Consider the following 16572-nt stretch of genomic DNA (forward strand, 5'->3'; position numbering starts at 1 on the left):
ATAGTTAACTTGACTGAACAGTAGCTGCTGCTGCTGTATTCTATTCTTTCTCACTATAAAACAATCTAACATGTTCAAAAAAATTACTACCCGTGTCATGTACCCTGCACTGGCACTTGCTTTACTAACCAACTGTACACCTGATGAAGAGCAAACCTCACCCGCTATTTCAGGTACTGAAGCTATTAGTGCCATCCAAGACGGTACTGTTGAAAAAAATGTAAGATTTAAGTCTGGACATTACATTATTGTTTCATCATCAGATGGGCTTCCTGCTGATTTAAAACAGCAGCTGAAATCAATGAAAGGTGATGTTACAGGTCTGATGGAAGAAGTAGGTATAGCCACTGTTACCTCCACTGATCCTAACTTTGCTGCGAAAGCAGGCAAAATAAAAGGTGTTAGCTCTGTTATAAGAGACCTTGAGGTGCAATGGTATAACCCATCAGATGAGAAAATAATTGAATTTGATGCAGAAGCCATGTACGGCAACCCTCCTTTCAGCGGAGACAACGACCGTTATTTTGACCTGCAGTGGGGCCATGACGCTATCAATGCTCCGGAAGCTTGGAATGCAGGTGCACGTGGCAAAGGTGTTCGAGTAGCCGTACTAGACAGCGGTTTTGACATTGACCATCCAGATCTGGCTCCAAATATTGATTTAGCTGCCAGTGCAAACTTTGTACCCGGCGAACAGTTGGCTTATGCCCTTCCAGGTGTAGGAAGCCATGGTACACATACTGCTGGTACTATTGCAGCTGCTGACAATGGTATTGGTATAATTGGTGTGGCACCGGAAGCTCAATTGATTCTAGTTAAAGTATTGCGTGATTCTGGTTCAGGTTCCTTCTCATGGATGCTGAGCGGCATTATGCATGCTGTAAACCAAGGCGCTGATGTGATCAACATGAGCTTGGGTGCGGCACTTCCACGCAATGGTAAATTTCTGGATGATAACGGCACGCCAGATGATCCTTCTGATGACTTTGTAGTAAATGACACCAAAGCCACACAGGAACTTATCAACGCCATTACTAAAGTTACAAACTACGCTACAAAGCAAGGTGTAACTGTAATTGCTTCGGCTGGTAACGATGCGAACAACGGCAACAAAGACAAATCGTTGGCGCACATTCCGTCAGGCGCACCAAGCGTTATCTCTATTTCAGCTACTGCACCACAAGGCTGGGCCTTAAGCCCATTAACTGCTAACCTGGATTTTATGGCATCATACTCTAACTATGGTACATCAGATGTAGACTTTGCAGCTCCAGGTGGAGATTACCAGTACCCTGGTAGCGAAATAGCTACTATTGCAGGTGTAACGCAATACGTATACATATTTGACTATGTGTTCAGCTCAGGTAGTAACCTAACCCCAGGCAGAGCCTCTTACTACTGGTCTGTTGGCACAAGCATGGCCGGCCCGCATGCAGCGGGTGTTGCAGCACTTATCATTGGTCAAAATGGAGGCCAGATGGACCCTGCAAAGGTAAAAGCCGTTATGCGTGCTTCAGCTGATGACTTAGGCAAGCCAGGTCGTGATCCTTTCTATGGTTATGGTCGTGTGAATGCTTTCAGAGCTATCACTGCGCTTTAGTAGTAAGCAAGCTTTTTTATACTTACACAAGCCTTCTCAGTTTATACTGAGAAGGCTTGTGTTTTTTTATGCCCGCTATACTTACCTCCCTCTCCTGTACAAGTCTTAGCTATACTTTAACAGCAGCAGGTTGGGTTTAAAGCATCATTAAAACTTAAGTATAAAGTCAGTCAGGTTATCGCTGCGGTCCAGGCCGAGGCGCTTACGCAGGCGGTAGCGGCTTATCTCTACCCCACGCACAGATATGCTAAGCAGCTGCGCTATTTCTTTGGTGGTTAAGTTAAGCCTTAAATAAGTACTCAGCTTGATTTCCTGCGGTGTCATGTCCGGGTACCTTTCCTGCAAGCGGTTGGTGAAGTCGCCGTGCACATGGTTGAAATGCAGCTCAAACTGGTTCCAGTCGGCATCGCTGGTAATATTCTGCTCTATGTTTTTGATGATCTTCCTGAGCTCATCGCTGTGCTTGTTCAGTTCTCCCTCCTTCAGCATACCCTGCAGCTCCAGCTTCACGTTATTTAGCACCTCGTTTTTATTGATCAAATGGATGGTGGACGACGTTAGCTCCCGGTTCATGTGGTCTATCTCAGACTGTTGCTTCTCGTTACGGAGCCTGTTTATTTCCTGCTCGCTCAACTCTGTCGCCAAACGGGCCTCTGTTTCTTTTTGGTTTAGCTTGCGCTCCTGGGCAAGTATAATCTGGTTCTTTTCGCGCTTAAACCGTTTATCAACCTGATAGAAGAAAGTGCCCAGCATAAAGAACCCAGCCATGATATAAGCTGCAAAAGCCCAGCGGCTTCTGTAAAAGGGAGGTTCTACCACAAAGTTGAAACCCTTGGCCTCGCTTACTGTTCCGTATATATTTCGGGCCCTCACATGAAAGGTATACTTTCCCTCAGATAAATTAGTATATTCCTTTTCCGTCTTCTCTGTCCACTCCGACCAGTTTTTGTCAAAGTTCTCCAGGTAATACTGGTACTGCGTTTTCTCAGGGCTTTCGAAAAAAGAAGATGAGTATATAAAGCGAAGGGAGTTGAGTTTATAAGGCAGCGTGAGGTTTGCGGTTTCAGCAATCTTATGCTCAGCCAGCAGCAAAGAGTCAGACTCCTGCGATGTGTTTATTACTTTGGTAAGGTGCGTCCGGAAGCCGGACATAGCCTTGCCCTTCGCGGCATTATAGTGTATAAACCCATCCTTAGCACCAAAGAGAATGTTGTTCAGGTCCAGTACCCGAATGTACTGCAGGTCGTCGTTTAGCCTGGAACGGATGTTATTGAACAACCTGTCGTCCATCAGGGGCTTTCCGAACTTATCAAAGCTGATTTTGCCTACACGCTCATCAGAAATAAAGTAAATACTGCCCTGAATATCTTCTTCCATATCGATGATATGTTCATACTCGTGGAAGTAAGATGACAGCTCCTCGTCTTTCCTGAAATTGTCAGAAGCCTGATGATACCGATAAACACCATAGCGAGCAGGAAAAATAAGTTCGTTTCGTATGTGTTCAAGGCCTACTAACTGATCTGCGGGCAAGCCATTTTTACTGTTGTAGAAGTTTATAGATACCAGCTTTGAGAACGCCTGATCAAAGTTGATTTTAAAGACACCTTTATAGCCATGCGCAATCCATAAGGTACCGTTGCTATCGAAACTCAGCACCCTGGAGGATTCCTGAAACCCACGGTACTTCTTCACTAACTGTAGCTGCCCATCCACCTCCTGCAGCAAGCTAATACCATCATAAGAGCCAAGTATAAAGTAGCCCGGTTTAGAGGGAATCTCGACAAAATCCCAGGCACCCTGGCCAGAGAATATTTTGCTGGCTCGGTTATCTGCTACTGTGTAGGGGCCGTTATGATGCCCGACTAACAGCCTTTTCTTATTTGCCCTGAGCTGGTATACTTGCCCCGTACTGTTTGGCACCAAAGAGAAGCTGTGGCTGGCACTATTCATCTGGGAGGCAAACAGGCCGCTGTTCGTCCCTAAGTATAGCTGGTTGTTAGAGACTAGCGCCGCATAGCCTGCACCAGATACTCCTTTGGTGCCATCAATGCGGCTAAATGGTGAACTTAGCTCGACCAGCGAAATACCATTATTAAGTCCTAGCCATAGGTTTTCGTGCTCATCCTGGTACAAGGTATGGATAGTATTATCAAACAGGCCCTCGCGCCGAGAAAGGTGTAGGAGCAGCTTGCCTTGCTTGTTCATCAGGTATAGCCCATTATCCTGTGTTCCGATGGCAAAGGTACCATCTTTCAGCATCACTGCCTGATTTATAACAAGCTGCTCCAGCTCGCTTCCTTTTTCTACCTGAAAAGGCTGCACCTCCTGTCCATCATACAGGTAGATACCGTCTTGAGCCGTAAACACCAGAATCAGGTTGCGGTCAAAAGGTAAAACCGACGCTATGCGTGTCTGTGCAAACACCTCTCCCCCGGGCAACAGCCGCAATTTGTTATTTTCCAGCACACATAAGCCTACATTCCACTCCTGGGTATAAATGCTTTCGTGCAGTTTAAACGATAGCTCAAGCGGGTTGTCAGGCACAATCACCTCTACACCTTTACCAGGGGTATAGCAGTATATATTTTTGAAAGTGAGAAAGTAGATTTTCCCTTTTAACTCCACGATGCGCCATACTTCATCAAAGTTTTGGTGCAGAGCCGGAATTTTGTTTTTCAGAGAAAAGTACTGCAGGTTCCCTCTTGCATCTGGCTTAAAAAAACCAAAGTCTGCCTGGCTCCCCACGTAGATCGTATTCTCATCACTGGCATATACTGAACGCACCTTTGTACCATTGGGCATTGGGTACTGGTTCCAGACGGCACCATCAAACTCCAGCAGTCCAAAGTTATTCGCAACGTAAATAACTTCGCGTTTGTCCTGTATGATTCCCCAGCTTTGAATGCCTCCTTTAAAGTCTTCGGTGCTGTAGTTTTTAACAAATGGATTACCGAAAAAAGCAGGCTGCCCCTGAGCAGAGTTTAAGAACGCAGCACAAAGCAGAAGCAGCAGAATGCATAGTCTTGGGTAAAGCTTATCCATACGCCTGTTTGATGTTTAGATAAAGCTACAAATTTTGAGCTTGATGTAGTAAAAAAAATATAGGAAAAACATAAGTCACAACTTCAAAACCTCTTATATAAGCAGATAAAGGCACTTTTGCGCTTTTTGATGTAGTCATGATGTATTGTAAAAACACCCTTTGATGTAGTCGTGATGTATAGGTTTTGTTGCCTTTGTGAGCGGAAAAGGGGTACTTCATCCCATGGCAATTAAGTAACTAATCACTCACATGTAAACTTATGAAAAAACTCTTACTCATTTTGCTACTCCACCTTACCGGACTAGCGTATGCACAGAACACCATAACGGGGCGGGTGACCACCGCAAAAGAAGGCATTCCGCTTCCTGGTGTAAGTGTGGTGGCAAAAGGTAGCTCCGTCGGCACCACCACAGATGCGGAAGGTGCTTACTCACTTAATGCTCCAGCATCAGCCACTACGCTTAGCTTTTCCTTTATCGGTTTTGTTACACAAGAGGTACCTATTGGTAATAAGGCTACTATAAATGTGCAACTGGCAGAAGATGCGCAGGCGCTGGAAGAGGTGGTAGTGGTTGGCTATGGCACCCAGCTCAGAAGAGAGGTCACCACGGCCATCTCCTCCGTTAAGCCAGAGGAGATAACCCAGACACCCGTTCAGCGTGTAGAGCAGGCATTGCAGGGTAGAGTGGCAGGTGTGCAGGTGGCTAATATCTCAGGCCAGCCAGGCGACGCTCCTACCGTGCGAATCCGTGGCATCGGCACTAATGGGAATGCCTCTCCTCTCTATATAGTAGACGGTTTTCCGGTTGGAGGGATTGACTATCTCAACCCTGCTGACATTGAGTCGATGGAGGTGCTTAAAGACGCCGCCTCTACTGCTATTTACGGTGCCAGAGGTGCCAATGGTGTGGTACTTATCACTACAAGAAGTGGTTCAAGAGATGGTAAGATGCATATCTCTTATGATGGCTACATTGGTTTCCAGAACCCATGGAAACAAATGGATCTTCTAAACGCGCGTGAATATGCTACACTTATGAATGAAGGTGCAGCCAACGCCGGAAGCTCGATTCCATACCCGGATGTAAACCAGTTCGGCGAAGGCACTGACTGGCAGGAAGCCCTCTTTGAAAAGGATGCACCTATTATGAACCACCAGATATCTGTGAACGGTGGTAGCGAAAAAAATGCCTATGCCGCATCATTCTCTATTTTTGATCAAAATGGTATTGTAGGCGGAGACAAGTCTAACTTCAAAAGATATACCGCTCGTGTGAATACTGACAATCAGGTGAAAGACTTCCTGAAAGTCGGAACAAACCTTGCCTACTCACACATCGACCGGAGAGCCATTGATCCAAACCAGGAATTTGGCGGACTTTTGAGCAACGCCATTAACCTGGACCCGCTTACTCCTGTTATTGTAACAGATCCAGCACTGCTGGCAAAGTCTCCTTACAACAACCCCAATGTAGTAAGAGACGCAAACGGAAACCCATACGGCATTTCACAATATGTAGCACAGGAGATTGTAAATCCGCTTGCACGACTTGCTGTACTTAACGGCAGAACACGAGTAGACAAACTTGTTGGGAATATATATGGTGAAGTAGAAATTCTTGAAGGGCTTACTTTTCGATCTACGTTTGGTTTGGATTTAGCCTTTGTGACAGCAAATAACTTTAATCCGGTTTTCTATCTAAATAGATCTACTGCCAATACCAACTCACTTGTTTCTAAGGGTGTTGACAGGTACTACAACTGGCAAACAGAGAATTACTTTACGTATAATAAAACTTTCGGAGACCATGACCTTGGCTTAACAGCCGGTACATCTGCCCTTAAGTTTAATTTTGAAAGCCTCTATGCATCAAATACAGGTTTGGTATCAAACGATCCAAACTATGCTTATCTAAATACAGCTGTGGACAGAGGTTCGGCAATAGCAACCGGAGGTTTTAACGAAAGAGCATTGTTCTCCTTGTTTGGGCGAGTTAATTATGGCTACAAAGGCAAGTACCTTTTTGCTGCTACTATCAGGAGAGATGGTTCTTCTCGTTTCGGGGAGAATAATCCTTACGCCACCTTTCCCTCTGTTTCAGCAGGCTGGGTTATTTCAGACGAGGACTTCTTCCCAGAATCAAACTTTATCAGCTTTGCCAAATTACGCGCTTCTTGGGGGCAGAATGGTAACGAGGAAATTGGTGGCGCTTATCCGTGGGCATCAACTATTGGTGTAGGCAGAGGTTATAGCTTCTACAGCCCTTCAGGAGTTGGTTACCTTAGTGGTGCAGCACCAGAATATATTGCTAACCCAAACCTGAAATGGGAAGCTTCAGAACAGACTGATATTGGTTTGGATATGGCACTATTCAACAATAACCTTCAAATCACTGCTGATTATTATATCAAAAGAACAAAAGGGCTGTTGCTATATGCACCTATTCCGGCAACGGCAGGCAACAACCTGCCTTTAGTGAATGGCGGAGAAGTTGAAAACAAAGGCTTTGAGCTAGCGCTAAACTATAGCAACGAGATCAATGATTTCTCATATGGCATCGGGCTGAATGGCAGCCTCAACAAAAACAAATTCGTTAGTATAGATAATGCGGAGGGTGTTTTACAAGGTGCCTCTATTTCAACGTATGGAGCTGTATCACGAAGCGAAGTAGGCCAACCGATTGCTTACTTCTGGGGCTACAAAACAGATGGAATTTTCCAAAATTCTGCTGAAGTAGCGGCTCATAAGACAGGGCAAGAAGTTCTACAACCAGCAGCTCTGCCAGGCGATGTACGCTTTGTTGACACCAACAACGATGGCGTGATCAACGACCAGGACCGCACTAAAATTGGCAATCCGACACCTAAAGCGGTAATAGGCTTCACGCTTGACCTGGGCTATAAAAACTTTGATATAAATGCTTTTGTAAACGGTGCTTTTGGCCATCAGATTTTTAACGGCACCCGCCGCCACGACCTTTCCACCTCTAACATGCAGTCTAAATACCTGAACCGTTGGACAGGGGAAGGCAGCACCAACGAGTACCCGCGCTTTACCTGGAACGATACGAATGAGAACTACAAGCGCATCTCTGATCTTTACATCGAAGACGGTGATTACCTACGGCTGAAGACTCTGCAGCTTGGCTATAATTTTTCTGCAGCAACTCTTGAAAAACTGCATCTGCAAAAGATACGGATTTATGTGGCCGCTGATAACTTAGTTACCCTGACAGACTACACAGGCTTTGACCCAGAGATCGGTGCACGATCAAGTTTAGACATTGGCATAGACAGAGGCATCTATCCACAGGCAAGAACATTCAGATTAGGCTTAAACGCAACTTTCTAAGAAAGCTAAACCATGAAAAATATACTTAAAAATACCCCTAAACTACTGTTGGCTGCCATACTTGTTTGCGGCACTACAAGTTGTGATGATTTCCTGGATTTAAAGCCACAAGACACCAGAACAGAAGACAACTTCTATAGAACAGAAGCTGATGCCAGAGAGGCGCTTACAGGTATATATGATGTACTGCAGTGGAACACCGTTACCGGCTACCACCCTACCCCAATGCTGTTAGACATTGCCTCTGATGATGCTTATGCCGGAGGAGGTAGCCGCACCGATGCTCCAAATATCATTGAAGTGGATATGCATAATATTCTAACGACCAACCTTGAAATTCATGGCCTTTGGAGAAAGCATTTCTTTGGCATTTCGAGAGCCAACTTACTGCTTTCAAAAATGGAGAATATAGAAGCAAGCGATGCGGTTAAAGCACGACTTACTGCGGAAGCAAAGTTCTTGAGGGCCCACTTTTATCTTGACCTGGTGCGTTTTTATGAGAATGTACCGCTGGTGCTGGAGCCGTTAGTAGAGGCAAGCGAGTTTAGTCAGCCACAGGCAGCGCCTAAAGCAGTATATGATCAGATTGCCAAAGACCTGGAAGAGGCCATACCTGACCTTCCGGAGACAACATTAGCCGCCAGCCAGGGGCGTGCTACCAAGTGGGCAGCAAAAGCACTACTGGCAAAAGCTTTCCTGTTCTACAACGGTGTTTACGGGCAAAACTTAGAAACTGGAAGTATAACTGTAGATGCGCCGCGCACCCTGCAACACCTACAGGATATCATCACCCAGAGTGGACATGGCTTGTTACCTAACTATGCTGACATCTTTACACCTGCCGGTGAGTTTAGTGTAGAGTCAGTGTGGGAGATTGGTTACTCAGACGAAAACCCATGGTTTGATTGGGGTTTTGTACATGGTGGAGAAGGTAACATACAGCCACAAATGCAAGGACCACGTTTACAAGACCCTGCTGCCGAGCAATACCAAAGCGGTTGGAGTTTCGCGCCAGCCACACAGTCGCTCTACAATGCATTTGAAGAAAACGACCCTCGCAGAGAAGCCACCCTTCTGTTAGAAACTGAGCTGGAAGGAAGTATAGACAGAGGCTACCAGCATACCGGGTACTTCAGCCAAAAATATACGACAGCCAATGCTTATAAACCAACAGCAGGTCAACAAGAACTTAACTGGGGAAACAACTACAGAGCCATCCGATATGCTGATGTATTGCTGATGGCCGCTGAACTTGCTGTAAAATCAGGCGGCGGCACACCTCAGGATTGGTTAGACATGGTAAGAGACCGTGTGGACTTGCCTTCAAAACCAGCCACACTTGATAACATTTACCAAGAACGACGTGTAGAACTCGCTCTTGAAGGCCAGCGCTACTGGGACTTGCTGCGCAGAGGAATAAATGTAGCAGATCAGGCTATCTCTTCCACACAAATAGGACCGTTTTACACCGGAGACCCAATAGATTATAATATAGATTTTAAGCCGGCTACAAACGGATTCTTCCCAATTCCACAAAGTGAAATTGATTTATCAGGAAGGCTTCTGCAGCAAAACAGCGGTTATTAATTCTAAATACTTAAGAGAAACCATCATGAAAAGATACATAAATTTTATTTCCACGATACTGCTGATGGCCTTTGTCTGGACCGGATGCGACACGGAAGACCCTGAACTGGGCCCCGCCCCTACCTCTGAGCAGGTGCAGTTCACCATGCAGCCAGATGCTGATAACCCAAACTTAATGCATTTTATATCCTCATCTCCTGGCTTCAAAGCTATCTGGGATTTCGGAAACGGATCAAGTGCTACAGGAAAGGAAGTAACAGGTGCTTTTCCTTTGAAAGGTGAATATACAGTAACCTTAACCATATTCACCGAGGGTGGATATGCCGCTAACAGTAAAACAGTAACCATTCAAAATACAAACCCACTCATGCTGGATGTTCCGGAGTATAACCTGCTGACAGGTGGAGCCGAGGAATTAGCAGGCAAAACCTGGGTAGTAGACAAAGAGAATTCAGGGCATTTAGCATTAGGTCCAGTTGGTGCTTATACACAAGAGTGGTATAGTGCTCCTGCAAACTCTAAATCTGCAGAAGGGCTGTACGATGATGAAATGACCTTTAACTTGGATGGCTTTGCCTATACTTATAAAAACAACGGCAACACGTTTGTGAATACAAACAACCTGGCTGCTTTCGGTGGTGCAGGTCCTGATGATGCCACAATGCCTTATACACCAAAAACAGGATTAACCTGGAGCATTGTAGAAGAAGAAGGCAAGAAGTACCTTATCATCAGCAACGGTGGCTTTATGGGCTATTATACTGGTGTTTCCCGCTACGAGATATTAAAGCTATCCGAAAACGAGTTATACGTGCGCCACTTGAATGCCAATGTAGCAGAACAAGCCTGGTACCAGCGCTTCGTACCAAAAGGCTACAGCAAACCTAAGCCGCCCAAGCCTTACCAAGTGGCAGATCTAAAAGAAGATTTTGATGAAGCTGGCACGATTGTATGGCAGACAGACCAGGTAAAGTTTAATGAAAACTACGATAACCCTGCTCCTCTTGCTCCTAATAAATCTGCTAAAGTAGGGCAATACATCAAACAAGAAGGCCAGGCGCATGAGTTTGATAACCTGTACACGACCTTGGCATATAAGATGGATCTGACTTCTAAAAACAAAATCAAGTTGAAGGTATATATGCCTAGCTACAACGATTATGTAACTGAAAATGGGGAGGGATGGGCTATCAAAAACTTATTAAAACAAGTGTCAGTAAAGCTGCAGAACTCAGAGGCTGCCGAACCTTGGGCAAACCAGGAAGAGGTAAAGCAAGAGGTAACCAAACTGAACGAATGGGTTGTGCTAACCTTTGATTTCAGCGAAGCCGCTGCACGTAAAGACCTGGATCGTGTAGTGATACAAATTGGCGGTGAAGGCAACTTCATACCTGGCATCTTCTACATCGACGACATCGAATTAACCCAATAGCTAACCATTGGTACGTAAGCTCCTCAGCTAAAATGCCATGCGGCTGGGGAGCACGTGCCATTAAGCACTACAAGTATGCATATATTCTACAAAGCAATTCTGACGATTGCAGTCAGTCTTATAACGCTCTGCAGCTTCGGGCAAGCCGGAAACTTTAACCAGTTGGTCTGGAGCGATGAGTTTGAAGGCGAAGGCGCACCTAACCCTGCTTACTGGAAGTATGACCTGGGCAGCGGTGGCTGGGGAAACCGTGAAGTACAGACATATACCAGCCAAACCGCCAATGTACGCCAAAGCGGAGGCAAACTGGTTATTGAAGCGATCAAGCAGAATGGAAACTGGACATCCGCCAGAGTTCTGACGCAGGGCAAATATAACTTTACCTACGGCCGCATTGAGTTTAGAGCAAAGCTCCCCAAAGGTGCTGGCACCTGGCCTGCCCTCTGGATGCTAGGCGAGAGTTTACCGACAAAAAATTGGCCTGCCGCAGGCGAAATTGATGTAATGGAACACGTAGGCAGAGATCCAGGTAAAATTCATGCCACCCTGCATACGCCTTCCAGCTACGGCAATTCGCAGAACTCAGGCACCGTAATGGTTAATGATTATGCTGATGCTTTTCATACGTATGCTGCCGAATGGACGAAAGAGTCTCTTAAGTTTTTTGTGGATGACAAGCTGTTTTATACTTATGCACCCTCAACTAAGAACAGCTCTACCTGGCCTTTTGATGAACCGTTCTTCATCATAATGAATATTGCCATGGGAGGTAATTTTGGCAGTGACCCAAGGTTTGAAACAAACGGCCAGAAGAATGGCATTGACCCGGCTTTGAACAGCGTCCGCATGGAAGTTGATTATGTAAGAGTATATCAGAACTTTGATGAGGTACAGATAACAGGCCCTGCCATAGTTGCACCTAATGCCTCTAATCTTACTTTCTCGGCGAGCAAAGTAACTGGTGCCACCTATACTTGGGAAGTACCAGCCGGAGCTGCTATCACTGCAGGTGCAGGTACATCTGAAATTAAAGTTAACTGGGGACAAACAAGTGGAAGTGTTAAAGTAACGATGCAATTAGGCGGTGAAGTCTATACTAAAGATTTAGCAGTTAAAACAACTCAAATTCCTCAAGGTGAGAGTTTCTTGATTGAAGGCTTTGATAATGATGTACCCTCTGCCCAACTTTCGAGTAGTGGGGGTACGTTTACCTTTGATCAGGAAAATGGAGCCCTGCGGATAGGCTATGACGTAACAAACCCGAGTAGCTTGCCGCAGGTGCTCTACACCCTATCCTCGCCAGTTGATATGAGCGAATACGCTGTGTTAGCTGCCAAGATCAAGACTAAGAACGAAAGTGGCACAGTTACTCTGCGCATTGACCTAAAAGATCCCGCAGGAAACACAACCGGAAGCAGCAAGGCTTTTACGCTTTTGCCTCTTATAGATGATGGGGAGTATTATACTTACTATTTCGACTACAGTACTTTGCTAGGTGAAGGGCAAGTAAACCCTTCACAGATTAATCAGATAAGGGTTTTAGTTAACTATGGCATTTATGGCTCTCCAGGCTCGGATATTTTTCATATTGAAGAGTTTTCTGTTCTGAAAGATGTGCCTACTGTTCCAAACCGTCCATCACATCTGTCTCTGCAGACTCAGGAAAGCGGAGTTAAAGTAGCATGGCAAGACAATGCTTCAAACGAAACTGGCTTTAAAGTATACCGGGCATCTACTAAAGCAGGACCTTTTACAGAAGTGGCCACACTGGCAGCAAACACAAGTGAGTACATTGACGCAACCACAACTTCTGATGAATTGGTGTACAAAGTACAGGCTTTAAACAACAGCGGAGCATCAGCTTTTACTAACACAGTTTCTACTACCGATGCACCACTTGGTATCAAAGACAAATATGAAAATGAGTTCGTAAAGATTTATCCGAATCCTGTACTCAACCGAACCTTTCGTATTTTACTTCCACCTGGTCTGCTTGTGCAACAGGTGCAGCTGGTAGATGCACTAGGCAGAACCACAACAGGTATACAAGTGCAAAGAAGCAGCTCAAACCAACTATACGTGCAGCTACAAGCCAACATGGCACCCGGTGTATACTTCTGCCGACTTCAAACAGAGGATGCTATCATCATGAAGCGAATTCTCATCAACTAAAAGATCATCTACATACTGCCCCCCTTTCAGCCATGCCTTTGCAGGAAGATGGGTGGGCAGCTTATACCTAAATCACATGAAAAAGAGCTTTATTCCGATACTTTTACTCGCTGTAGTAGGCGTTGTTGTGTTCTTATCCTCCTTTAATAGCCAACAGCAGCAGCAAGACCCTACCGCTAAACGCATCGAAGAACTGCTGGCTAAAATGACCCTTGAAGAGAAAGTAGGTCAGCTGAACTTTGTGGTCGGCGACCTCTTCAACACAGGCCCAACTGTTCGCACCTCTGAATCGGATGTTTTCAACGAGGCCATCAAAAAGGGGGAGATAACGGGCATTTTTAACATACACGGAGCCGCCTATGTTGGTAAGCTTCAGAAACTGGCAGTAGAGCAGTCACGATTGGGAATTCCGCTGCTAATTGGTGCCGACGTTATACATGGTTTCAAAACTGTTTTCCCGATTCCGCTGGCCGAAGCTGCCAGTTGGGATATGGCTGCCATTGAGAAAGGGGCACGCGTGGCGGGGAAAGAATCAGCTGCATCAGGCATTAACCTCACCTTCGCTCCTATGGTGGATATTGCCCGTGATGCACGCTGGGGAAGAACAGCCGAAGGTGCCGGCGAAGATCCCTACTTAGGCTCTCTGATAGCAGCTGCACGTGTGCGCGGCTTCCAGGGCAAAGATCTATCAGACCCGCTTACCATTGCCGCCTGCGTAAAGCATTTTGTGGCCTACGGGGCAGCTGAAGGCGGTCGCGATTATAACACTGTGGACATATCAGAGTATGAGTTGCGCAATACCTACCTCCCTCCTTTTAAGGCTGCCCTTGATGCTGGCTCTGCCTCCATTATGAGTTCTTTTAATGAACTGAATGGTATACCTGCCACAGCCAACATGAAAGTGATGCGCGACATACTTCGTGATGAGTGGGGCTATACAGGTGTGGTTATTTCAGACTGGCAAAACATCATGGAAATGACAGAGCACGGCTATACCCGTGATAACGCACATGCCGGAGAGCTTGCCATCAAAGCCGGAACAGACATGGACATGATGGCTGAGATATACCTGAAAGAACTGCCTAAGCTGGTTAAAACCGGAAAGCTGGACGTGAAGTATATCGATGAGTCTGTGCGCAGGGTACTGTGGCTAAAGTATAAACTTGGCCTGTTTGACAACCCATACCGCTACAGCAATGTAAGAAACGAGAAGAAGGAAGTACGCTCTAAAGAGAATTTACAAGCTGCTTTTGAAGTGGCGCAACGCTCCATTGTTTTGCTCAAAAATGAGAACAACCTGCTTCCTCTCACTAACAGCACCAAGAAAATAGCAGTTATCGGACCACTTGCTGATAACAAGGCAGACATGAACGGTACCTGGTCTTTCTTCGGTGAGGCGCAGCATCCGGTAAGCTTTCTGGAAGGTATAAAAAAGTATGCCAAAGGTGCACAGGTAACTTATGCTCAGGGCTGCGAACTCTACAGTGATTCCAAAGCAAAGTTTAACGAAGCTGTTGCCGCCGCTCAAAACGCGGATGTAGTCATTATGGCTATCGGTGAAAGCGCCGTGATGAACGGAGAAGGTGCCTCAAGAGCAGAGGTGGCTTTGCCTGGTGTGCAATTGGATCTGGTGAAAGCTATTCATGCCACAGGTAAGCCTATTATAGCACTGGTTAGCAGCGGCCGGGCACTTGAGTTAAGCTGGCTCGATGAAAATATTCCTGGTATACTTGCTACCTGGTCTCTGGGCTCAGAGGCTGGAAACGCTGTTGGAAGCGTATTGTACGGAGCGTATAACCCAGCTGGTAAGCTGCCTGTCTCGTTTCCGCGCGCAGTAGGGCAGCTGCCTATTTACTACAATCAGAAAAACACGGGCCGCCCGTATACCGGCACGCACGCAGAGCCGGGCGAAGAGCGTGTTTACAAGTCCAGGTACCGAGATGTGCCTAACACAGCCCTTTATCCCTTTGGTTACGGCTTAAGCTATACCACCTTTAAGTATGACAACCTGAAACTAGACAAGAAAAGCTTCAGACCCGGAGAGCCGCTACAAGTTAGCATTGATGTAACCAACACAGGCAAGTATGCAGGCGAAGAAGTAGTGCAGATCTATACCCGCGACTTAGTAGGCAGCATCACGCGCCCGGTGAAGGAACTGAAGAAGTTCCAGAAACTACACTTTAAACCCGGCGAGAAAAAGACCGTGACCTTTGCCATCAATGCAGATGACCTTGCCTTCTGGCGAGCAGACCTTACCTATGGTTTTGAGCCAGGCGACTTCAAAGTGTTCGTAGGGCCTAATTCCCGCGACACACAAGAAGCAGCTTTCACACTGGTGACGGAAGATTCTATCTAATGCAGCTGTCATTTATACTTCCGTTGGTGCTGCTCTACCTAGGGTTGGCAGCACCAGCACCAAAAAAGCCGCGTCTGCTCTGGAGCGACGAGTTTACCTACAACGGCGCACCTAACACCAGCCGCTGGACCTATGACCTGGGTAACGGTTGCCCAAACTCCTGCGGCTGGGGAAATAATGAATTGCAGCACTATACCTATCAGCCAGAAAATGTGCGGGTAGATGGAGAAAAGCTGATCATTCAGGCTCATAAAGTAGCCGGAACAGACAGTACCTATACTTCCACCCGAATCAAAACTAAAGGGAAAGCCAGCTGGAAGTATGCTTATGTGGAGGTTAAGGCAAAACTGCCAAAAGGCCGCGGCACCTGGCCAGCTATCTGGATGCTACCTGATTCCATACAACATGGAGGCTGGCCAGCCAGTGGTGAAATAGACATCATGGAGCACGTAGGCTTTGATCCGGCGGTTGTACATGGCACCGTTCATACAGGCAGCTTTAACCACAAAATAGGTACACAGGTTGGCAAACAGCATACGGTAAAGGATTTCTCGGATGCCTTCCACCGCTACGGTATCAACTGGACGGAGGAGCAGATAGAGTTCATCATTGATGACGAGGTTTACCATACCTTCAAAAACAACGGCACAGGCTATATGGCATGGCCATTCGACCAGCCTTTTCACCTGATCATGAACATAGCTGTAGGTGGCGGCTGGGGCGGGCAAAAGGGAGTAGACCCAACTATTTGGCCCCAGCAGATGGAGGTAGACTATGTTAGGGTATATGAGCCACTTCGCACCAAAGCTGATAGAAAAGCTGTGGCAAAATAATTTTGATTAGAGCAACATCTGCCGCATAGGAGCAGATGCACTAAAAGCCGCTTTCCCGTTGGGTCTGCGGCTTTTCTGTTATATAGCCCTTCCTTGCTATCGTGAGCTCATCAGCGCTATCTGCTTCAAAAGCATGTTTATACTTTTAGCAATAATACCTGCCTTTTATTACAAAAAAGCAATCTTTTAGACAT

At 46.2% G+C, this 16572-nt stretch carries 8 protein-coding genes; 7 read left to right on the forward strand and 1 reads right to left on the reverse strand.

Annotated features, from left to right (window positions below; all coding sequences use genetic code 11):
• The first annotated feature begins 70 nt into the window (after positions 1 to 70).
• Positions 71 to 1600: a S8 family peptidase gene (locus ACFQ2O_RS12385; RefSeq protein WP_377528032.1), complete on the forward strand. Its 1530-nt coding sequence runs from the start codon at positions 71 to 73 to the stop codon at positions 1598 to 1600.
• A 147-nt stretch (positions 1601 to 1747) separates the two neighbouring features.
• On the opposite strand, the gene ACFQ2O_RS12390 is transcribed toward ACFQ2O_RS12385, so the two are convergent.
• The gene (locus ACFQ2O_RS12390) at positions 1748 to 4645 is read right to left on the reverse strand and encodes a triple tyrosine motif-containing protein (protein WP_377528034.1); all 2898 of its coding nucleotides are present in this window, start codon (positions 4643 to 4645) and stop codon (positions 1748 to 1750) included.
• Positions 4646 to 4905: 260 nt separating this feature from the next.
• Between ACFQ2O_RS12390 and ACFQ2O_RS12395 the strand changes: the two genes are divergently transcribed.
• The 6 genes from ACFQ2O_RS12395 (at position 4906) to ACFQ2O_RS12420 (ending at position 16378) form a co-directional block, all read left to right on the forward strand.
• The gene (locus ACFQ2O_RS12395) at positions 4906 to 7998 is read left to right on the forward strand and encodes a SusC/RagA family TonB-linked outer membrane protein (protein WP_377528036.1); all 3093 of its coding nucleotides are present in this window, start codon (positions 4906 to 4908) and stop codon (positions 7996 to 7998) included.
• A gap of 12 nt (positions 7999 to 8010) precedes the next feature.
• Positions 8011 to 9585 (forward strand): RagB/SusD family nutrient uptake outer membrane protein, encoded by a 1575-nt coding sequence (locus ACFQ2O_RS12400; RefSeq protein ID WP_377528038.1) that lies wholly within the window; start codon positions 8011 to 8013, stop codon positions 9583 to 9585.
• A gap of 25 nt (positions 9586 to 9610) precedes the next feature.
• On the forward strand, positions 9611 to 11017 hold the full coding sequence (locus ACFQ2O_RS12405; protein ID WP_377528040.1) for a PKD domain-containing protein: 1407 nt from the start codon (positions 9611 to 9613) through the stop codon (positions 11015 to 11017).
• 75 nt (positions 11018 to 11092) lie between these two features.
• Positions 11093 to 13189, forward strand: a complete 2097-nt coding sequence (locus ACFQ2O_RS12410) for a family 16 glycosylhydrolase (protein WP_377528042.1) — start codon at positions 11093 to 11095, stop codon at positions 13187 to 13189.
• A gap of 76 nt (positions 13190 to 13265) precedes the next feature.
• Positions 13266 to 15545, forward strand: coding sequence for a beta-glucosidase BglX (gene bglX / locus ACFQ2O_RS12415; RefSeq protein WP_377528044.1), 2280 nt, complete (start codon positions 13266 to 13268; stop codon positions 15543 to 15545).
• Entirely contained in the window at positions 15545 to 16378 is an 834-nt protein-coding gene (locus ACFQ2O_RS12420) for a glycoside hydrolase family 16 protein (protein ID WP_377528046.1), read from the forward strand. Before bglX ends, ACFQ2O_RS12420 begins: the two co-directional genes overlap by 1 nt.
• The last annotated feature ends 194 nt before the right edge of the window (positions 16379 to 16572 follow it).

This window comes from Pontibacter rugosus (assembly GCF_042678745.1).
Classification (GTDB): Bacteria; Bacteroidota; Bacteroidia; order Cytophagales; family Hymenobacteraceae; genus Pontibacter; species Pontibacter rugosus.

What these genes read in the sequence shown, in the direction of transcription:
- ACFQ2O_RS12385 (WP_377528032.1), top strand. Translation starts at nt 71, where the DNA reads ATGTTCAAAAAAATTACTACCCGTGTCATGTACCCTGCACTGGCACTT.
- ACFQ2O_RS12390 (WP_377528034.1), bottom strand. Translation starts at nt 4,645, where the DNA reads ATGGATAAGCTTTACCCAAGACTATGCATTCTGCTGCTTCTGCTTTGT.
- ACFQ2O_RS12395 (WP_377528036.1), top strand. Translation starts at nt 4,906, where the DNA reads ATGAAAAAACTCTTACTCATTTTGCTACTCCACCTTACCGGACTAGCG.
- ACFQ2O_RS12400 (WP_377528038.1), top strand. Translation starts at nt 8,011, where the DNA reads ATGAAAAATATACTTAAAAATACCCCTAAACTACTGTTGGCTGCCATA.
- ACFQ2O_RS12405 (WP_377528040.1), top strand. Translation starts at nt 9,611, where the DNA reads ATGAAAAGATACATAAATTTTATTTCCACGATACTGCTGATGGCCTTT.
- ACFQ2O_RS12410 (WP_377528042.1), top strand. Translation starts at nt 11,093, where the DNA reads ATGCATATATTCTACAAAGCAATTCTGACGATTGCAGTCAGTCTTATA.
- bglX (WP_377528044.1), top strand. Translation starts at nt 13,266, where the DNA reads ATGAAAAAGAGCTTTATTCCGATACTTTTACTCGCTGTAGTAGGCGTT.
- ACFQ2O_RS12420 (WP_377528046.1), top strand. Translation starts at nt 15,545, where the DNA reads ATGCAGCTGTCATTTATACTTCCGTTGGTGCTGCTCTACCTAGGGTTG.